The organism is Lactobacillus kalixensis DSM 16043, from assembly GCF_001434335.1.
GTDB classification, from domain to species: Bacteria; Bacillota; Bacilli; order Lactobacillales; family Lactobacillaceae; genus Lactobacillus; species Lactobacillus kalixensis.
On record NZ_AZFM01000019.1, the window covers coordinates 17,487 to 36,636 of the forward strand.

The window sequence follows — 19,150 nt, forward strand, 5'->3', positions numbered from 1 at the left end:
CTATTCTTCATCCTCCGGAAACAATTCAGTAGTATCTTCTTCAGTTTCTTCATCTTCTGGGAAAACTAAACCTACTACGTGGATATTAATTTCTTTAAGTTCCAAATCAGTCATTTGGATTAATTGCGTTTTCAAAACTTTTTGCAACTTAACTCCAACAGCTGGTACATCAACGCCAGATTCTAAGTATACATAGATATCAGCAATTAATTTATTTTCTGAATCAACACTAACGTTAACACCTTTACCGCGATCATCTAAGCCTAAAACATGCTTGATGCTTGAAGCCATTGAGCCGCGCATGCCAACTACACCATCAACTTTTTCGGCAGCAATTCCTAAAATTACTTCAAGGACACTTGGATCAATTTTAATTTGCTCACCGTTTTCTTCGCCACTTAAGAGAATTTTTGAACTATCTGCCATTTTTCTTACCTCAAAAAATTACTTGTTAGCACGTGATACGTAACTACCATCAGCAGTGTTGATAGTCAAAACGTCACCTTCATTGATGAAGAATGGAACGTTTACTACCAAGCCCGTTTCCATAGTAGCTGGCTTACCACCACCTGAAGAAGTATCACCCTTAATATTAGGTTCAGTCTTAGCAACCTTCAAATCAACAGTATTTGGTAATTGAATACCTAAAGTTTCACCTTCGTGGGTAACAACACTAACGACCATGTTTTCAAGCAAGTAGTTTGCTTCATCACCAATTTGTTCATTTGGAATAGATAATTGGTCGTAAGTTTCGTTATCCATGAATACATAACTTGAACCATCATTATATAAGTATTGCATTGACTTAGTTTGAATATCTGCGGTTTCAACCTTTGCAGTTGAACGAAAAGTATATTCTTGGACAGCACCAGTTCTCAAGCTCTTAAGCTTTGAACGAACGAAAGCACTACCCTTACCTGGTTTTACGTGTTGGAATTCAACGATACGCCATAAATCATTATTGTATTGAATAGTTAAGCCATTCTTGAATTCGTTAACTGAAATCATTGTCATAATAAAATTCCCTCATTTCTATAATATCTATGTTACCAAATTTAAATACCTTTTGGCTATCTTTTTAAAGTGAAAGAAGTTCATCTTTAGGTAAAGATGATAAAGTTTCTGGAGTTTGATCATGAACTAAGATATCATCTTCAATTCTAACTCCGCCTTTATCTGGTAAATAGATTCCTGGTTCAACAGTGTGAACCATATTATTTACCAATCTTTCTTTACTAAATAGTAAATCTGGTTGACAAAGTTCATGAATTTCTAGACCAATTCCGTGACCAATACCATGGCCAAAGTATTGACAGTAACCTTGCTCAGTAATGTAATCTCTTGCAGCTTTATCAACGTCGTGACCGGTATTACCAACAACAGCAGCTTCAATACCACGTCTTTGCGCTTCATGAACAATGTCATAAATTTTTTGCATTTCCGGATCAACTTTACCTAGACAAACAGTTCTGGTGATATCTGCACAATAGCCATGATAAAAACTTCCGAAGTCAATAACAATCATGTCGCCTTCTTCAATTTTTTTGTCACTAGCAACACCGTGTGCCCAAGCTGAGCGCACACCTGAGGCAATAATTGTTTCAAAGTCTGGACCGTCTCCACCATTTACTTTAAACAGATAATCGAGTTTAGCACCAACAGCTCTTTCGGTAACTCCCGGCTTAATCATTGGTAAAATTTGCTTGAAACTTTCCATTGAAATTTCAATTGCTTTACGCAATTCTGACAGTTCAAGTTCATCTTTAACATTTCGAACCTTTTCAACTAATTGTTTAGAAAATGTAAATTCAATGTCTGGATTAGCCTTTTTCAAGTTTTCAAAAACTGAAGCTGTCACAACATCGCCTTCAATTAAAACCTTCTTGTAATTAGTCTTCTTTAAAGCCTTAGTTAATTCTTGAGCAACATCACTGCTATGCTGCATAATTACATCCATTTCACCAGGAGCTTGAGCTTTAATTTGACCAGCAAAGCGTGAATCTGACAGCAAAATTCGCTCGCCATCTTTACCTAAAATAAGTTCAGCTTCCTCACCGGTAAAGTTAGTTAAGTAGCGATAATTTGCTTGATTAATAATGATCATTGCATCGGCATCTTGCATCTTAATCAAATCGGTTACTGCTTTAATTCTGCGGTTAATTAAAGTTAATAATTTCTCTTTGTTGTCCATGGGCTCCACTTCTTTCATAGCTAAGTAAAATAATTCTAAGTATAGTATACACAAAAAAGCGAGAGGCATAGTGCTTCTCGCTTTAATATTTTTTACTTAGCTTCGTCAGCTGGAATAACTGAAACTTGCTTCTTGAACTTGCCAAGACGTTCAAACTTAACAACACCGTTTACTAATGCAAATAAAGTGTCGTCTCCACCTTGACCAACATTTTGACCTGGGTGAATCTTAGTACCACGTTGACGGTAAATAATTGAACCTGCGTGGATTTCTTGACCGTCGCCGACCTTAGCGCCTAAACGACGACCAGCTGAGTTACGACCGTTGGCAGTAGAACCGCCACCCTTGTGGTGGGCAAATAATTTCAAACCTAAAATATTCATTATCTTTTCACCTCTGAATTAAGCTTCAATCTTTTCAACTGTAACCTTAGTGTAAGGTTGACGGTGACCATACTTGCTGTGTGAGTGCTTCTTTGGCTTGTACTTGAAAGTTACAACCTTCTTTTCCTTACCTTGCTTTTCAACTTTAGCAGTTACCTTAGCACCTTCAACTAATGGAGCACCAACCTTAACGTCAGAGCCATCAGCTACAAGGATAACTTCATCAAAAGTAACTTCAGCGCCTACTTCAGCATCAAGTTTTTCTACAAATACAGCGTCGCCTTCAGCAACCTTGTATTGCTTACCACCGGTCTTAATAATTGCGTACATTAGTACACCTCCGAAAAAAATACTTAGACTCGCCAATTGAGGTGTCTTAACTTTTAAGAACTTCTTACCTCAGATCGTGCGGTTGCAGATGTGGAGGTCTCCACATATACAACTACTACATATTACTACCTATACTCAGCTTTTTCAAGCCAAAAATCAAATTCCCCAGCGTCCACCATGAACTTTAGCAACATTTGAAGTAATCATAAAGGCATCTGGATCAATTTCATGGATGCTTCTGAGTAAACCACCATATTCATTACTATCAATTACAATTAATAATTGTTGCTTTTCATTATCGCTATGGCCACCCACAACGTTATAAACAGTTAAGCCCTTGTAAGTCTCAAGGAGACTCTCTTTAATATCTTCTAACTTATCATTACTCATAATACGAACCTGATATTTCTTATCAAAACCAGTTTCGCAGTAATTCATTGTAATTGCAGTCACGACTTGTGAGAAAGCAGCCATCAAAAATGCATTCCAACCATCGACAAAAATGTTCATAAAGATAACAATCATATCAACGGCAAGAAGTGAAATAGCTGGATTAATATAGAAATATTTTTTCAGAATCATTGGTGGAATCGTTGTACCACCGCTTGAAGCATTAACTCGGTAAAGTAGCGATACTCCTAGCCCCATTAAAGCTCCACCATAGATTACTGCTAATAAGTCATCATTAGTCGCTCTAAAACTTGGCGTTATTTTCATTAATAATGGCAAAACTAAACTACCAAGAGCGATATTTTTTGTTGTTTTCATCCCCAAAAAAATCGCAGCTAAGATTAACATAAGCATGTTAACTACAAAAACTGTTATGGGGCGGTCAATTCCCCAGACTGCATCGACCAAGATAGAAATACCCGTTGATCCCCCAGCCGCAACATTAATTGGTGCATAAAATAAGTTGATTGAAATGGCGACGATTTCTAAACCTATTAGAAAAATTACCCATCTAAACCACGAATGCTTAGTAATATTATTTGTCATCACATCATCGTCCTTTCATTTAGTTAGTTAAATCAATAACTATATTTTACTAACTAATATATACACGGGCAATGAATTGAGATAAATGTTAAAAATTATTTAGATTTTTGTCGATATTCAATACTTTGAGTCCCTTCATAAGCAGGTAAGCCTTGATCTGCTCGGTAAAGCGCTCTTTCAAAAGCTTGATATCCCTTAGATGAACTAACCGCAAACTTCACATGATATTTGCTTGCATATTCACGAATACCCCAAGTAGAATCATGTGCCGCAAAAGCAGTAACTAAGATTACGATGTCTAGATCTTTGATTTGATTTTCAAGCACCTTTTTCTTTCCTTCAAAAGCATCGATTGGAATTGGAATACCATTATAGCGGCTAACAATACTTTCAAGAATTTTTTCATTTTGGTTATCGCCAATTGCGATTCCAACTCTTTGATAGTGAAGGTCCATATCAAGTTCTGGCAATTCTTGAACTTCTTGATTTTGATCTTTGCTCTTTTTCTTCTTAGAACTTGAAGTTTCAGGTTGGTCTACATCGTAGATCCAGCGAATTTGAACGGCATCGGCTGGATTTTTCTTAAGTCTAACATCCCCACTATACCAAGCTAAATCAACGATTGAACCATCTGTTAAGCTGATCCCATCGCCTTGATAGTAACTGCTATCGACAGAAACAACAACTTCTTTGCCGCGAATTTTTAATTTTTCACCACGGATATTGCGTGAGATCGAGAGATTGTTGCTATTTCCTTGAACAACCGCATATCTAAATTCTTCAATCTGATCGTAATCGCGCTTACGTAATTTTTCATAACCAACAACCCGCAGAATTTCAGCTTCATAATTAGGATTACTTCGCTCCTCTATCGCTTCAACAATATCTCCTGTCTTCAAATTAAGTGGTCGGACTTGTGATTCTTTAACAGTAAAAACGGTTTGACCTTGATTATTAACTAAGTCAGCTCCTGAAACTAAACGAATTACAGTGTAGCGCTTGCCTTTACGGTAATCGCGCTTAGGTGGTTCTTTGGGTTTAACTGCTTCTTGGAAAATTTGAGCGTTGACTGCTTCTTTAGTGGTGGTTGAGCGTTGAATAGCTTGGTCAAGTTGGCCGAGTTCAGTCCCAAATTTCTTACCAACACCTGGCTCAAAGGTCAACTTGTGAAGAGCTGATAAAGCCGTCTTTTTAGCATTTTCATCGCCTGGAATTGTGATTAGTTTAGCTAAAGATGATAACAATTGCTTGATTTGCTTGTCGTCGGCATTACGCTGTGGAATGGATTTGGTTTTAGTTTTAACTTTTGGTTGATCTTGACCAGTATCGACCATTGCAATTATTGCTTTTATGGCGTTAAGGCTGTTTTGTAAGCTTTGATCATCCCCATCTGTATTTTGTAGAATTCTTTTTAAATTATTGCGATAGTCTAACAAATTCTCACCTCATTAATTCACACTTACTAAAAATAACTATTTTTAATTAAAATACTCATAAGAAAAGGAATCAAGCACAATTTGCCCAATTCCTTCATTAGTTAAACTTATTAATAACTAAGCTCTCCACTCGCCGCCTTGGCCGTATGAATGCTTACCTAATTCATCGATAATAACATGAATGTGTTCCTTTGGTGCACCAGTGTTCTTGTGAACAGCTTCAGTAACATCCTTCATCAAGTTGGTTAATTGTTCGTCAGTTCTACCTTTAATCAATTCAATATGTACAAATGGCATGATTTCATCCTCCGTAATTCTTTTTACATTAATTATACTCAAATCGCGGCCTTTTTCATGACATATTTCAAAGATGGCATGATTATTGGAGTTAAAACTCCGGTGAAGATCATTTCCACAATTCCGTTAACTCCTAGAGCCGCGATTAAGAACAAAATTAATGGTTGAGCTGGATTGCCGCCGTTCATGTATTTAGTTAAGTGACTTGGATCGCTCATGAAAACGAAGTTGGTCATAATAATAACAAAGGCGGTGTTAACAAAAGAAGTGGCAAGACCGGCTAACATGTAGCCCCACTTTTGCGCCTTTTCACTTTTATTCTTAAAAAGTTTGACAATTAAACCTGGAGTAACACCTGCTAAAACTCTAGGAACAATTGAAATAAACGGATTCTGGAATAAAAGCAAACTTACCATATCAGCTGGCATTGCGTAAGCAGCAATAAGTCGGGTAATTCCCCAGAATAAACCAAATAAAAAACCCGCCTTTGGACCCATCATACAACCATAGATAGCGATTGTTAAAGTAACGGTAGTGATTGCAGGCAAGCCTGGAATAAGGTGAATGTAGCCGATGTTGGGTACGAGTGTTTGCAGAAGTAGAATTGCTACAAAGATTGCTGTAATTGTTAAGCGTGCGGTTTTGTTAGTTTTCATTGATATTCCTTCTATAATCGGATTTTTCAGAATTCTCTTTTCATTATAACTAATACGTTTCACTTTAGTAAGTATACTACCGCTATAATCTGCGTAAAGGAAGCATCACCCGTTCGATAAGAATGGCTGAAATTTTGGATAATTAGGTTAAGTATCGACATTTTTAATTGATTATTATTCAAATCATATATTAGAATGGTTATCTGAAGAATTTCAATGTATTTAACATGTCTCTTGACGCAGATAATCTTTCAAGATAAGATTAAGGTAATCAAGTTAAGTGATCGCTGTGCGGTCGTACCGAAAGGGGTATGTTTTTACATACCCCTTTTGTGTTGGAGAAAAAATATGAATGATAAGCCTTTTTTAATGAATTTTTATTTTTGATTGCAACAAAAAAGCAACGCTATAAGCGTTGCCAAAAGTATGATCCGGGTGAGATTCGAACCCACGACCCACAGTTTAGAAGACTGTTGCTCTATCCAGCTGAGCTACCAGACCATTGTATTTTTTATGTCCTCAACAGAACAATAAATATTATAGAGAACTTCTTTTGCAATTTCAAGCATAAATTTCAAAAAATTATTCAAAACGAATATAATTAACTCAGAGAGGTATAAAATATGATTAAATTTTACGGATATAAGCGCTGCTCTACTTCAAGAAAAGCACAAAATTGGCTCGATGAACATAATGTTCAATACGAATTTCAGGATTTAGTTGAAATTCCACCTAAAAAAGACGATTTGGTTAAATGGATGACTGAACATCAAGATCGCGGATTGCGTTACTTCTTCAATACTAGTGGTCAACATTATCGTCAACAGAATTTGAAGGAAAAGATTCCGACGATGACAATTGAAGAAGCTGCTGAGATGATGTCAAAAGACGGTAAGTTAATTAAGCGACCCTTAGTTGTTGACGGTGATAAGTTAACCTGCGGCTTTAAAGAAGATATTTATAAGGAAACTTGGCTTTAGTAAACAATTAACCCTTGGAATTCGATTATGAATTTCAGGGGCTTTTTAATTATTAAAGCAATTGATCTCACCATTTCTATGAAATATACTAGTAAAAAAATAATGCGAGGTCACATATGGTCTTAGTCGATAACAAATGGTACGTAGCTTCAGTTGAATTAAACGGTTTAATTCTGATTCCCTTTTTCCTGATATTGTTTCTAATCATAATTTTTAAGCAGTTCAAATCAATAACAATAAATTGGAAGAAAGACACAATATTACTACTTTTTCTCATCTACTTGTGGGTTTTAATGGATCTAACCTTATTCCCTATTCCAATATTCTCACCTGGAACAAAGCCTCTTACTTTCGGATTTGGGAAGCAAACTTTTATAAATCTTCAATTAAATGTAATAGGAAGCTACATGCCGATTCAATTAATTGGTAATCTTCTTTTGTTAGCGCCCTTCTCGTTTTTCGCTGCTATTTACAGTAAAAAATTCATCAAGTTAGCTAATAACTTAAGCCTGATGTTCTTTATTTCGCTGACTATCGAATGTTTGCAGCTTATTATGAGTTTTTTCTATTTAGGTAATAGGACTTTTGACATTAACGATTTATTGTTGAACACTCTAGGTTCACTTATTGGATTGGGATGCTTTAAGTTATTGAATAGGATTTTGTATAAAAATTTAGGAGTTTAAAATGTACAATCAAGAAGAATTAGATTACCAAATGTATTTAATAAGAGCAGTTCTGTCCGACATAATGGACGAATTAAATTTACTGAAAAATAGAGAATCTTTTTTGCTTTCTTATGGCGTTTCCGCTAAAGATGCCCATGAAATTGATCACCTCTTTACAGAAATTGCTTTAGATGACAAAGAAATCAGCCTTTCAGAGTTTAGTAAAAAATTGAATGAAAGAATAACTTATCAATTTGCACCTAAAGTTATTAAAGAACTGCTCGAAGCTTACAAGGAATACGAACCTGTTGCACTTTCAAAAATCAAATAAAAATACAGCCCATATGATACAAGCTGTATAAAATTCAATTATTAATCGTTTTTCTTTTTAGTTGAGTGCTTCATCTATATCAGATTATGTATCCTGTATTGTTTGTTCTTCTAGCAGTTAAAATGAATATCATAGTTACTAAAAACACTATGTACCAAGACCTGATCTAAAACTTCCGGATCAGGTCTATTTTTTGCAAATATTAATAGAAAAAATTATTAAATCAACATCGTTGACTTATTTTTCGGGGGGGTAATAATGGTGGTGCAAAGAATTTGAAATACGAGGATTATTATAATGAAGAAAAACAAATTAATATTAATTTCCGCTGCAGCATTTATGGCTCTCAGCCCTCTGGCCTTTTATGGCTCTAACCCTGTTCAAGCTGCAGATACTAACGTTACAAACAAAATCATTATGCATACTGCTGTAGCTTATGATAAAGATGGAAACAGTACAGGCGTAAAATACAATGCCTTTACTTATGCAAAGTTGGTAGCTAATCCAGTAAGTATTAATGGTAGTCTTTACTACAAAGTAGCTGACAAGGATCAATATTTGAAGGCTACTAATATTGATGGTGTAACTAGAACTATTACCCATAATACTTACATCTACAGCACTTCAACTCGTCGTACTAGCTATCAAAACAAGTGGAAGTTATACAAGGGACAAACTATTACTACTTATGGTGGTTCTTACAAGTTTAAGAATGGCAAACACTACTTTAGAGTAGGCGGACCTAGCAAGCAATATGTGAAGTCATATAACTTAGGCCAAGTAGTAAAAGTTAATACTGTAATGAATCCTAATAGTACAACCAACAACAGTGGTAATACTAATACTAATTCATCAGAGGAAACAACAGTTACAGTAACTGCTAAAACTGCTGACCTTTATGTAGAAGTTCCTGATAAAGATGCAGTTCAACCTTCTGGCAAGACAGCTAAAATGGGTGATAAATTTGTGGTTGATCGTCTAGAACAAGGAACCCGTGCTAATACTGGTCAAGAGGGTGATGACGATTGGGAATTAGAAATTTATCACATTAAGGGAACCAATTATTGGATCTATAATCGGGACGTTAAGGCAGCTAAAGATATTCCTGTTCAAAATTACTTCAAGACTAAGAGTTCACGAATTAAATTTACTCAAGATACTGATGTATATAATGCTGATGGAACCGTGCAAAATCATAATGGTGCAAAAATTAGAAAGCAAGGAGCTCCTTTTAAGGTAGATAAATTAATTTATATTTGGGTTCCAAGTGAAAATAAAGCTGAACTTTTCTATCATTTGGTAGAAAATACATTTTCTGCTACTGGCACTACAAGTTCCATTAATGTAGGAAATAATGCATATGTAAAAGCTAATGACGTTCAATTTTATACCGATAGCGTTGCATTAACCCCATCAAACACACCAGAACAAGCTAAAGCAGCTACTCAAAAATAATTGAATATTTTTCATAAAATAAGCGCACGAATCAATTTTCGTACGCTTATTTTGATCTACTTATCCCATAAAAACTTAATTAAAGTTCGATCCACTGCTGGATTTTCGTGCAGCTTCGAGTGGCGTGCCAATTTTCCAGAAAACTTCACAACTCGGTAAGACTTCGCTCTATCAGCAACTAAATACTTAAGTGATAGTGATGACACATTAGGTACAGTCCCGTCAGTCTGGCCGCCAATATCACCAATAATATTGAGCACCCTCACTTGATTCTTAGGGTAAGTCTTTCTAACTCCCGTCATCTGCTTGTATGTGGCATTCATCTTATTTGGCTTGCCTGATGCATCTAATTTAAGTCCGGCTGGCTGTCTAATATCTGCTGGAACATCGAAGTTAAGCCCAGCAAAGTGCCCTGCCATATCAACCTGCTTTTGCAATTGCGGCATCTTCTTGTTCTTACCATTTTGTAGCATGTAGTAAATAATCGAAATATTTCCTAATGAATGCCCCACCATGTTGATCTTTTTAATCCCATAAGATTTCTGCAAAGCCTTAACTACATTAGTGGCATAGACGCCGTGCTTTTTAAAATCAAGCTGGCGGTTATTTTGATAATTTACTTCAACAATTGGGTTCTTAGCATTCTTTTTAAATCTTCCAATTAAAGTAACTTTTCCAGCTGGAGAGACTTCTGCTCTAATTACAGAGTCAGTCACTCCAGCTTTTTTAGCAGCATCAACCATGTGCTCTTCAGCGTGATATGAACTACCCCCGCCGTGAAAAAACAAAGTTGGTGTTGATTTAATCGTTGTAATTCTCTTAGCGCTAGTATCTTTATTGCTTTGACATGCAGATAGTATCAATGCAAAAAAAGCAACAAAGACAATCCAGAATCTCTTCTTCATCTCTATCTCCTATCTGTTTTCTTTTATTGTATGTACTAGCTGGCAAAAAGCAAAATATTTTTTACCTATACTTATCCATTACAGTTCCCTATCTACGAATAAACTAGTAAACTAGAATCTAAGAAGTTTATTAGAAAGGCGATTCCTATGAAATATAACCAATACGCTTACGTTGACACTAATCATTCTGACCAAGTGAAAGAACTTTTGGCAATCAATTTCTTACCAAAAAACTATCAAGACTGGTCTTTTGGCGATTTACTTGCAAAATTAGTCGGCAATGTAATCGCTGAAGCAAAAACCGATGAGGCAAAAAAAGCAAAGCTCGCTGAATTTGCAGTTGATAACACACAAACTTTAGCTGATTTCTTAAAGGAAAATCCGGATAAAATTAGCAGCCTACAATTTTATAACGTTGCCTTGCAACTACTTGGTTATCATGTTGGCTATGACTACCAATTAGACAACCCAACTGGCTTTATGCAAAAGCAAGCCCTTCCTGTTGCAACCGACATTAACAATATTGAAGAGCTTGTTTCAGCCTTTTATCGTTTACTCAACACCCGTGCTAAGAACGGCCAACTCTTAATCGATGTGATGGCAGGTAAAGGATACTTCACCAAATTCTGGGGTGAAAACAAGTTTATGTACTTCAACGGAAAGTCACTTCCAGTCTTCGATACCAACAAGGTAATTCGTGAAGTTGTCTACGTTGAAAGTGACCTTGATACTGATCGCGACGGTAAAAGTGACTTGATCCAAGTTACCGTTTTCCGTCCTAAAGAATCCGATGGTGATCTTAAAGTCCCTGCTCTCTACACTGCTAGTCCATACTTCGGCGGGATTATTGCAAACGAAAAGAGAAATCACAACGTTGACGAAAACTTGTCAGACGCAATCGAATGGACAAATCCTAAATATGAAGCTTCACCTACTGTTAAAGCGCAAAAGCCTGGCACTGAAGACAAGAATGCAACCGAAGAAGCAGTTCACAAGTCTTCTTACCCATTAAACGAATATCTCTTAGCCCGCGGCTTTGCTTCAGTATTTGCAGGTGGAATCGGAACTCGCGGCAGTGACGGCCTTAGAATTACTGGTGCTCCTGAAGAAAACGAATCTGCCAAAGAAGTAATCGAATGGCTTCACGGTGACCGCATTGCCTATACCGACCGCACCAGACAACATGAAACTAAAGCTGATTGGTGCAACGGCAATATTGGGATGACTGGCCGTTCATACCTCGGCACTTTGCAAATCGCTGTCGCTACTACTGGCGTTGCCGGACTTAAGACCGTTGTTTCTGAAGCCGCAATTTCATCATGGTATGACTACTACCGCGAACATGGCTTGGTCATTGCCCCTGAAGCATGCCAAGGCGAAGACCTTGATCTTTTAGCTGAAACTTGCCAATCCAATCTCTGGGATGCTGGTTCATATCTTAAGATCAAGCCTAAGTATGATGCTATGCAAAAAGAATTACTTGAACACGAAGATCGTACAACTGGTCAATATTCTGACTATTGGGAAGCTAGAAACTACCGCCACCACGCTGATGGTATCAAGTGTTCTTGGGTCAGCGTTCACGGCCTTAACGACTGGAATGTTAAGCCTAAGAATGTTTACAAGATTTGGCAGCTAGTGAAGAATTTGCCAATGAAGCACCACCTTTTCTTACATCAAGGTCCGCACTACAACATGAACAACTTGGTCTCAATCGACTTCACTGACCTGATGAACTTGTGGTTCTGCCATGAATTGTTAGATGTTGAAAATAATGCTTATAACCAATGGCCAACTGCTATGATTCAAGATAACCTACATGCTGATAAATGGCACGAAGAAGAAGACTGGGCTAATGAAATCGGTCAAAAAGTTACTTACTATCCAACTGATGATCATGACTTATACAAAGACGGCAATGGACAAGAAAAGCAAAGCTTCGTTGATGTTGGTGGTAAAGACTTTAAGGAAGCAAAAATTTCTGAAAGCGACTGGGAATACAAGTTTATTTCTGGTGAAGAAAAATGGGCTAAGCGTAGTTTGCGCTACACTACTGAAGAATACATCCACCCGGTTACAATCGTAGGTAGACCACAAGTTAAAGTCAGAGTAAGCGGCAGCTTACCTAAGGGACAACTTTCAGTAGCTTTAGTAGAACTTGGCGAGCGCCAGAGATTGACCCCTACTCCTAAGTTCTTAATGCGTGGCGGGCAAGAATTAGGCTACCGCTTCGGTACTGATACTCTGCAAGAATTTGTCCCTGATAAGACGACAAAGGCAAAATTGATCACTAAGGCGCACATGAACTTGCAAAATTACGAAGACATGAAGAAGCCAAGCAAGATTGAAGCTGGTCAATTTGTTGATTTAACTTTTGAATTGCAGCCAACTTACTACACTATCCCTGCTGGCTCAAAATTAGCTTTGATCATCTATTCAACTGATGAAGGGATGACTAAGCGTCCACTTGAAGAAGAAACTTATACTATTGATTTAGCTAATACTGAAATTAGTTTCTACCAAAAGTAAAAAATAAATATACGTAGCAAAAGAGCAGATATCCTCATAAAAAAATATCTGCTCTTTTCATTTGTCATTAAAAAATAGAAGTCAACACTGCACCAGCAACGATCAAAATCAAACCGATCACAGTAAAGATATACCCTCGCTTAGTCTTCTTTTCACCTAAGAAGAAGATCCCACCAAGTGTAGAAAGTACTACACATAATTGTGACATTACAAATGCTAAGTTAACACCGTTCATTTGAACTGAAATAATGTAAGATAATGCTGCAATTGCAAAGATTATTCCAGCTGGAATTACTTGATAACTTTGTTTTTCCTTCAAGACGTTAAGTTGCTTAGAAACAGCGAGATAGACTAAAGTAGCAAGAAGCATTCCAATAGTTTCACCTAAGAAGATCATGACGCCGTCACCCTTCAAAGCCTTAGGAATTGAGCTTGAAGTAATGTAACCAAGCGTGGTTAAGACTAATACAATCATTGTACTAGTTTGATTCTTCTTATCACCTTCAGCGGTTCCGTTATCAGTCATTGAAGTAAAGGCAACACCAATAATCAAAGCGATGATTCCAAGGAAACCAAATAACTTAGCTTGTGAACTGGCCCACTCACCAAAAATCACAACTCCGACAAGTGGAACACCAATCAATTGCAAGCCAGTTGAAACTGGCATAGTTTCTGAGACACCGATTTTAGAATAACTATAATATTGACCAACTTGACCAATTACCCAGGCAGCTCCAGCTAGCATTGCAAAAATAAATGATTCTACATTAAAAGCTGGATGTGTAATCAATGTTACTAACGCACCAAAGATAAAAGCACCAAGAACTGAACCTAAGATTTGGTGATAAATCGTACTTTTCTTAACGCCAGCTACAAATAGTGGCATTAAGCCCCAACCGATTGCTGGAATAAACAGAAATAAATAGTTCAAATAAAAACCCTCCATATTAATTTGAATTGTATTTCCCAAACCTTAATACCCTAACATATGAATTCGCTTTTATACAAGAAGAGGTTTTAGCTTCCCGTTATTCATTTTACTTTTCGTTCATTTCATCTAAAAACAGAATTTAAATAAAAAGTGTCTGGAAATTAGTTTTTCTCAGACACTTTAATTATCAAATTTATCTAAATTAAGTTTTTTAATTCATCAATTATTGAAACTTATAACCACATTTTGTGCAGAAAGCAGCTTCCGCAGTTACTTGAGTTCCACATTTTGGACAAAACTTTTGTCCGTTTTCTGTTGCATTAGCTTGTACAGAAGCATTATTAGGTGAAGTTTGTGCTTGATTTTGAATTCGATTATTTCTATCAACCTGATATTTTTGCAATTTATTTTCAGCATCTTCTGCAAAGTTATTCAGTTTACCACTTTCAAAAAATGGAACCGCAATGGTCTCAGAAAGACCAGATCTTTCAAAAATCACTTCAGTTTTAATACCTGCCAAAGCAACTATAATGCCAACTAACAATAACAAAAATCCAGGGAAGCCCATACCATCTGAACCTGGTGTTGAGCTTTGCATTAATCCAAATCCTGCAAGTGCAAAAATAACTCCCCAAACAACGTTAGAAATTTTTACATAATTATTAGTTGAAACATTAGAAATTGCTTGAAATGGTAAATTTTCTCTTTTTTTACCTGTTGGTATTAACCCAAAGAATGCTGTGTTTGGCATATCAATGTGAATTGTATTATCATCAATTAACATTGATCCTTTAATCCAAAAGAATAGTAAACTTACTGAAAACTTATTCCCTTGTGCATCAGCAATACTTCTATTATTAGTTCCCATCTTATCTAAACTCATCGATTATCCTCTTTTTCTAATCATCATAATTTTTAGAACTTATCACTTTACCATTACCGATAGTTTTAATCTTTTGTACATTACCAACTTTTTGAATAATACCACCGGTATATTCCATGATTTGTTTTTTGCTAGTATCATCATCATTATCAAATGTGTAAGTGACTCTAAATATCACATTACATGATTTGTCACTAGCAGGATAAACTGATACGATTTCTACATCTGTATCATAGCTGTCAATGCTATCGCTCTTATCCCATGAATGTTCCATACTCTTAATGTCGTTGTAATCTTTATTTGCTGACCCATTAACAAAGTCTTTATCATCTGGATCTGAAAAGGCATTACCAATTAATTGCTCCGCATCATCATTAGAAATAACGCCTTTCCATTTAGGTTCAACAACATATCCATCGTTTGTTTTGACAACATCATTACTTGATTGATCACTTGCATCATCGTTGTAATAATCATCGTCATCATAATATCCATAGCTAAAAGTTCCGAACTCTGAAGCCATATCAGTTACTGTTTCTGACTTAATATTCTTTCCGTTATTATTGTAAATAACATACAATTCCATATTTCTAGTAATTGGATATGACTTAAAAGTAGTTTCACCATCACTGTCTAAAGTACCAACTTTTTTATCGTTAATATAAACATCCCCTTTGGGAACACTTTTAACTTTGAAAGTTTGAGTTGCTATATCCATATTCAAAGTTTTATTACTCCAAATATTAGCTGTTGAGGTAGCTGATAAGTTTCGACCAGCAACTTTGGAATTTACAACAACGTGATATTTTCCTGGAAAAATCAAACTTAATTTTTTGTAATACCTATCACTATTACTACTTAACTGTCCAATATTTTTTCCGTTAACAATAACTTGGGAATTACTGTGATTGGTAACTACTTGTGGTTGGTAGGTTTTTACTCTTAATTGATATTTAGGAAATAATAACCAATACCTTCCAGTCTTAACTAGTTGAATTGTAGAATTACCTTCACCATTTTTTAGGTTAGTATTCAACTTGGTTACTGTCGTTTGATGCTCTTTATAATAATTTTGTAAAGGCTTGATGGTATTATTATTTACATTCATATCTTGACTATCAGCTATTACGTATTTACTTATATCTTGTTTAGGATCACTTAATCCCGAAGTGATTCTATCAACTTGATTATTTAAGCTGAAATAGCTGTTACCCCAAATATAAAAACCAATCAATGCAACTAACAAAACGCCAACTATCGAAAGCAATATCTTCGTGCTTTTTTTCATTGATTTCGATTGAATTTGTACGGGCTGAGTTATTTTGCTCGTTTGTTTCACCGTACTATCTGAACTTGGTGCTTGTTTGTTCTTTAAATCGTAACCACAATTGCTACAAAATTCGGCACCAGATTTTAGGACATGACCACAATTTGGGCAAAAAATCTGAACTTTGTATTCATCTATTTTTTTATCCGGTTCTGGTACTTCAGATATTTGGACTTCAGAGTGCTCTAATTGGTTAGAACTTGATGCCGACTCAGAAGCTGCTATATGAAAACCGCAGTTTGGGCAGAAATCAATATCTTTGGTTAATTCTGTTCCACAGTTTGGGCAAAATTTTTTCATCTATATTTCTTTCTTTAGTTAAAACAGACTACTTATACTTGTATGAACTAATTGTTGAATCTGGTTATATACCGCATTACCGAATATTTTTCCAAGAATAAAGATCACTAATGTTTGCGCAATAACAACTATTAATAATCCATAAAATTTATCTTGCACGGCTGGAGCATTGTCACCAACTACTACTGTGTAAACGGATAATGTGAAAATTAACATGGCAATCCCAATTAAAGGTAAGCCAAGCTTCAAAGTATCTTCTGAACCAATAATTAAGCAAAGAAAAGAAACAACGTATAAAATAGCTGCAATGTTGCCACAACTTACGATTCTATTAATAAAATCAAATACGTTTTCAGTTTGACCATATATAAACTTGTGTGCATAATATGCAGCTGCAATCATAGCCGCAATAGTTAACACAAAGTAAAGAAACAGTTCAAACAAAACTGAGGTTGAGAAACTACTAATAGTGCTTTGAACGGCAGCACCAGCTTCATCACCATAGTTTCCTAATTGTTCTTGAGTATACTTGTTAATGCAAATGTATAATCCCAAGATTAATAAAATATTTTCTACTAGTAAGGTTCCCCAGCCATACCACTTTTCAGCAGACTGCTCAGCAAATGGCTTTTTCCATGAATTAACGAACCATTGCCACATATTTACCGCTTTTTCAGATACCAAATTTGGTTTTAATTCGCTTTGTGCCTTCTCCTTTGTATCTTCTTGATACTGACTACGAGTCATTGAACCAACTACTGAATCTTTTTGAGTCACTTGGGATTCAGAATTTAAAACACTTTCGCTTGATTGAATTGATTCACCGGGATGACTACTTTGTGTAGCTGAATCTAACTGAACCTTTCTAAGGTCAGCACCACAATTGGTACAAAAATTGACATTAGGTTCCATCTTAAAACCACAATTAGGACATGTTTTCATGTTTTACTCCTCCAAATTTTCCCAAATTTTAATCCACTTTAATTATTTTCATCAGCTGTTTTTACATATTTTTCGGCTAACTCCATCACCTCCAGAATTCATTCAATTCAACTAAAACAGCCAATCATTTATTTGAAACATTCTCTTTATTAATTTCATTTAATTCATTGAGGCAATTTTTGTTTTTTACCTCATTGTATGCATCAACAGTTTTCACTTTACCTAGCTCTCTTCTCCCATCAGCTAGAGTAATATCCGCTTTATTGTTTTGACTGTCATCATCTGTCGTAAAAATTGCTTTTTTATTAATCACATAGACATAATTGCCATTTTTAGCAGAGATAGTTGTTGTGCCATTGACATATTTTTTGTATTTATCTACATGAATATTGCCATTTATCGCTTCTTTATAAGCTTGATTCCATGCTTTATTGTCTCGATAATTCAAATGAGCATATTCAACAGCTAATCCCGCTAATTTTCTTTTAGACATTTTATTAACCGTGATCTGAGTGTCCTGATTCATTTGAAAATGTCTGAAGACAAAAACACTGCACCCAATAGCAAAAACCATAAAAATGATGATGCCAATCGTAAACTTATTAATAGTTCTACTATTCTGAAGCTTCTTATCATTTATTTTCGGGACATTTTGATTACTAACATTTACGCGTACTTTTTGACCGCAATGTGAGCAGAACTTCTCATTAGAATCTAAAGGCTGCCCGCAATTTGAACAAAATTTATTCATCTTCAACTCCTGCCACAATTTTATCTATTGTCCATTAGTCACTCTTTGAAATACTTCCTTTGAATGACTTTTGTTATACTGTATCCCACGTAGAATTTGATCAATATCCTCTTTATATGCTCCATATTTTTTCATCAGATCTTTTTTCGATTTGTACATACTAGGCATATTTTCTCTTCCAGGGCCACCCCACTTAACTTTAATGCGATCACTATCATCATTTAAATAATATTTTTTGTAACTTGATGTACTAAGATTGTAGGCGATGTTAACACTATTTTTATCACGATAGAATCCATTAATATAATCATCCGTTGGAATTTTCTTTGGATCACTACTTTGATCTTTTTGGATTGTCGATTTTATTAAGTTGATTTTCCCTAATGTAGACGATGCTTTGGCATCATCTACAAGAGCAGCAACAATCATTTCATGATCATCAAAAACTTGATTTGCCTTGTTGCCATTTCCTTGACCATCCGCTTTGCTAGCGTCATCAGATTTATCAGTATTTACTTCATTATTTGAAGAACTATCATTTTCAGGATCATCAGGCGCACTGTCCTCACTAATATTGCGGGTCATCTCACCAAGTTGATTCTTATATTGTGAGAATTTATTTTTCAATTCGGATTTAGCAGTTATCGTTGTTCCGTCATTCGTAACCTTAACATCATCTTTTTCTACTTCAACATCAACGCTTCCAAATTTGTTAGTCAAAGTATAGGTGGTAGCACTATTCTTTTTTACAGTTAGACTATTGTTATTAAGGTCTTCTTTAACATCATTAACTAAATCAGTATTATTTTTCTACGTAAAGTCAAGCTCCGTCTAGGATTAGACCTGATATTTTTAGATA

At 35.6% G+C, this 19,150-nt stretch carries 21 protein-coding genes, 1 tRNA gene and 1 other annotated feature; of the genes, 5 read left to right on the forward strand and 17 right to left on the reverse strand.

What is annotated here, in order from left to right; genetic code table 11:
* The 10 genes from FC46_RS06410 to FC46_RS06455 all read right to left on the reverse strand — a co-directional run bounded on the left by FC46_RS06410 (position 1) and on the right by FC46_RS06455 (position 6,790).
* On the reverse strand, positions 1-426 hold the full coding sequence (locus FC46_RS06410; protein ID WP_057798972.1) for an Asp23/Gls24 family envelope stress response protein: 426 nt from the start codon (positions 424-426) through the stop codon (positions 1-3).
* A gap of 18 nt (positions 427-444) precedes the next feature.
* Entirely contained in the window at positions 445-1,014 is a 570-nt protein-coding gene (gene efp / locus FC46_RS06415; RefSeq protein WP_057798974.1) for an elongation factor P, read from the reverse strand.
* 64 nt (positions 1,015-1,078) lie between these two features.
* A complete protein-coding gene (locus FC46_RS06420; protein WP_057798976.1) occupies positions 1,079-2,191 on the reverse strand; it encodes a M24 family metallopeptidase in 1,113 nt (370 codons plus the stop codon).
* Positions 2,192-2,283: 92 nt separating this feature from the next.
* A complete protein-coding gene (rpmA, locus tag FC46_RS06425) occupies positions 2,284-2,574 on the reverse strand; it encodes a 50S ribosomal protein L27 (RefSeq protein WP_057798978.1) in 291 nt (96 codons plus the stop codon).
* A gap of 18 nt (positions 2,575-2,592) precedes the next feature.
* Positions 2,593-2,904, reverse strand: coding sequence for a 50S ribosomal protein L21 (rplU, locus tag FC46_RS06430; RefSeq protein WP_057798980.1), 312 nt, complete (start codon positions 2,902-2,904; stop codon positions 2,593-2,595).
* A 15-nt stretch (positions 2,905-2,919) separates the two neighbouring features.
* Positions 2,920-2,998: a sequence feature (ribosomal protein L21 leader region), on the reverse strand.
* A 62-nt stretch (positions 2,999-3,060) separates the two neighbouring features.
* On the reverse strand, positions 3,061-3,900 hold the full coding sequence (locus tag FC46_RS06435) for a YitT family protein (protein ID WP_057798981.1): 840 nt from the start codon (positions 3,898-3,900) through the stop codon (positions 3,061-3,063).
* Between the two features lie 95 nt (positions 3,901-3,995).
* The gene (locus FC46_RS06440) at positions 3,996-5,336 is read right to left on the reverse strand and encodes a DUF2325 domain-containing protein (protein ID WP_057798983.1); all 1,341 of its coding nucleotides are present in this window, start codon (positions 5,334-5,336) and stop codon (positions 3,996-3,998) included.
* Positions 5,337-5,453: 117 nt separating this feature from the next.
* On the reverse strand, positions 5,454-5,633 hold the full coding sequence (locus FC46_RS06445) for a 2-hydroxymuconate tautomerase (protein WP_057798985.1): 180 nt from the start codon (positions 5,631-5,633) through the stop codon (positions 5,454-5,456).
* Positions 5,634-5,671: 38 nt separating this feature from the next.
* Entirely contained in the window at positions 5,672-6,289 is a 618-nt protein-coding gene (locus tag FC46_RS06450; protein ID WP_057798987.1) for an ECF transporter S component, read from the reverse strand.
* Between the two features lie 427 nt (positions 6,290-6,716).
* Positions 6,717-6,790: transfer RNA gene (locus FC46_RS06455), tRNA-Arg, on the reverse strand.
* Between the two features lie 122 nt (positions 6,791-6,912).
* Here FC46_RS06455 and FC46_RS06460 point away from each other — a divergent pair.
* From FC46_RS06460 to FC46_RS06475, 4 genes are all read left to right on the forward strand, one after another.
* Entirely contained in the window at positions 6,913-7,269 is a 357-nt protein-coding gene (locus FC46_RS06460) for an arsenate reductase family protein (RefSeq protein WP_057798989.1), read from the forward strand.
* A gap of 116 nt (positions 7,270-7,385) precedes the next feature.
* Positions 7,386-7,955 carry a VanZ family protein gene (locus FC46_RS10460; RefSeq protein ID WP_057798991.1) on the forward strand — a complete coding sequence of 190 codons (570 nt, stop codon included), beginning with the start codon at positions 7,386-7,388 and terminating at the stop codon, positions 7,953-7,955.
* 1 nt (position 7,956) lies between these two features.
* Positions 7,957-8,268: a hypothetical protein gene (locus FC46_RS06470; protein WP_057798993.1), complete on the forward strand. Its 312-nt coding sequence runs from the start codon at positions 7,957-7,959 to the stop codon at positions 8,266-8,268.
* A 297-nt stretch (positions 8,269-8,565) separates the two neighbouring features.
* Entirely contained in the window at positions 8,566-9,723 is a 1,158-nt protein-coding gene (locus tag FC46_RS06475) for an SLAP domain-containing protein (RefSeq protein ID WP_057798995.1), read from the forward strand.
* 56 nt (positions 9,724-9,779) lie between these two features.
* Here the strand turns inward: FC46_RS06475 and FC46_RS06480 are convergent, their stop codons facing one another.
* Positions 9,780-10,628 (reverse strand): alpha/beta hydrolase, encoded by an 849-nt coding sequence (locus FC46_RS06480; protein ID WP_057798997.1) that lies wholly within the window; start codon positions 10,626-10,628, stop codon positions 9,780-9,782.
* Positions 10,629-10,775: 147 nt separating this feature from the next.
* On the opposite strand from FC46_RS06480, the gene FC46_RS06485 reads away from it, so the two are divergent.
* Positions 10,776-13,157 (forward strand): Xaa-Pro dipeptidyl-peptidase, encoded by a 2,382-nt coding sequence (locus FC46_RS06485; protein WP_057798999.1) that lies wholly within the window; start codon positions 10,776-10,778, stop codon positions 13,155-13,157.
* A gap of 67 nt (positions 13,158-13,224) precedes the next feature.
* Here the strand turns inward: FC46_RS06485 and FC46_RS06490 are convergent, their stop codons facing one another.
* The 6 genes from FC46_RS06490 to FC46_RS06515 form a co-directional block, all read right to left on the reverse strand.
* Positions 13,225-14,088, reverse strand: a complete 864-nt coding sequence (locus tag FC46_RS06490) for a GRP family sugar transporter (RefSeq protein WP_057799001.1) — start codon at positions 14,086-14,088, stop codon at positions 13,225-13,227.
* 223 nt (positions 14,089-14,311) lie between these two features.
* On the reverse strand, positions 14,312-14,971 hold the full coding sequence (locus FC46_RS06495; RefSeq protein WP_057799002.1) for a zinc ribbon domain-containing protein: 660 nt from the start codon (positions 14,969-14,971) through the stop codon (positions 14,312-14,314).
* Between the two features lie 16 nt (positions 14,972-14,987).
* Entirely contained in the window at positions 14,988-16,598 is a 1,611-nt protein-coding gene (locus tag FC46_RS06500; protein ID WP_057799004.1) for a zinc ribbon domain-containing protein, read from the reverse strand.
* 18 nt (positions 16,599-16,616) lie between these two features.
* The gene (locus tag FC46_RS06505; protein WP_057799006.1) at positions 16,617-17,540 is read right to left on the reverse strand and encodes a zinc ribbon domain-containing protein; all 924 of its coding nucleotides are present in this window, start codon (positions 17,538-17,540) and stop codon (positions 16,617-16,619) included.
* A gap of 124 nt (positions 17,541-17,664) precedes the next feature.
* Entirely contained in the window at positions 17,665-18,291 is a 627-nt protein-coding gene (locus tag FC46_RS06510; protein ID WP_057799008.1) for a zinc-ribbon domain-containing protein, read from the reverse strand.
* A gap of 24 nt (positions 18,292-18,315) precedes the next feature.
* Positions 18,316-19,011, reverse strand: coding sequence for a hypothetical protein (locus FC46_RS06515; protein ID WP_057799010.1), 696 nt, complete (start codon positions 19,009-19,011; stop codon positions 18,316-18,318).
* Between the last annotated feature and the right edge of the window lie 139 nt (positions 19,012-19,150).

Bases quoted from the DNA above. Each gene is read 5' to 3' on its own strand.
- FC46_RS06410 (WP_057798972.1), bottom strand. From the start codon at position 426: ATGGCAGATAGTTCAAAAATTCTCTTAAGTGGCGAAGAAAACGGTGAG.
- efp (WP_057798974.1), bottom strand. From the start codon at position 1,014: ATGACAATGATTTCAGTTAACGAATTCAAGAATGGCTTAACTATTCAA.
- FC46_RS06420 (WP_057798976.1), bottom strand. From the start codon at position 2,191: ATGGACAACAAAGAGAAATTATTAACTTTAATTAACCGCAGAATTAAA.
- rpmA (WP_057798978.1), bottom strand. From the start codon at position 2,574: ATGAATATTTTAGGTTTGAAATTATTTGCCCACCACAAGGGTGGCGGT.
- rplU (WP_057798980.1), bottom strand. From the start codon at position 2,904: ATGTACGCAATTATTAAGACCGGTGGTAAGCAATACAAGGTTGCTGAA.
- FC46_RS06435 (WP_057798981.1), bottom strand. From the start codon at position 3,900: ATGACAAATAATATTACTAAGCATTCGTGGTTTAGATGGGTAATTTTT.
- FC46_RS06445 (WP_057798985.1), bottom strand. From the start codon at position 5,633: ATGCCATTTGTACATATTGAATTGATTAAAGGTAGAACTGACGAACAA.
- FC46_RS06450 (WP_057798987.1), bottom strand. From the start codon at position 6,289: ATGAAAACTAACAAAACCGCACGCTTAACAATTACAGCAATCTTTGTA.
- FC46_RS06460 (WP_057798989.1), top strand. From the start codon at position 6,913: ATGATTAAATTTTACGGATATAAGCGCTGCTCTACTTCAAGAAAAGCA.
- FC46_RS10460 (WP_057798991.1), top strand. From the start codon at position 7,386: ATGGTCTTAGTCGATAACAAATGGTACGTAGCTTCAGTTGAATTAAAC.
- FC46_RS06470 (WP_057798993.1), top strand. From the start codon at position 7,957: ATGTACAATCAAGAAGAATTAGATTACCAAATGTATTTAATAAGAGCA.
- FC46_RS06475 (WP_057798995.1), top strand. From the start codon at position 8,566: ATGAAGAAAAACAAATTAATATTAATTTCCGCTGCAGCATTTATGGCT.
- FC46_RS06480 (WP_057798997.1), bottom strand. From the start codon at position 10,628: ATGAAGAAGAGATTCTGGATTGTCTTTGTTGCTTTTTTTGCATTGATA.
- FC46_RS06485 (WP_057798999.1), top strand. From the start codon at position 10,776: ATGAAATATAACCAATACGCTTACGTTGACACTAATCATTCTGACCAA.
- FC46_RS06495 (WP_057799002.1), bottom strand. From the start codon at position 14,971: ATGAGTTTAGATAAGATGGGAACTAATAATAGAAGTATTGCTGATGCA.
- FC46_RS06500 (WP_057799004.1), bottom strand. From the start codon at position 16,598: ATGAAAAAATTTTGCCCAAACTGTGGAACAGAATTAACCAAAGATATT.
- FC46_RS06505 (WP_057799006.1), bottom strand. From the start codon at position 17,540: ATGAAAACATGTCCTAATTGTGGTTTTAAGATGGAACCTAATGTCAAT.
- FC46_RS06510 (WP_057799008.1), bottom strand. From the start codon at position 18,291: ATGAATAAATTTTGTTCAAATTGCGGGCAGCCTTTAGATTCTAATGAG.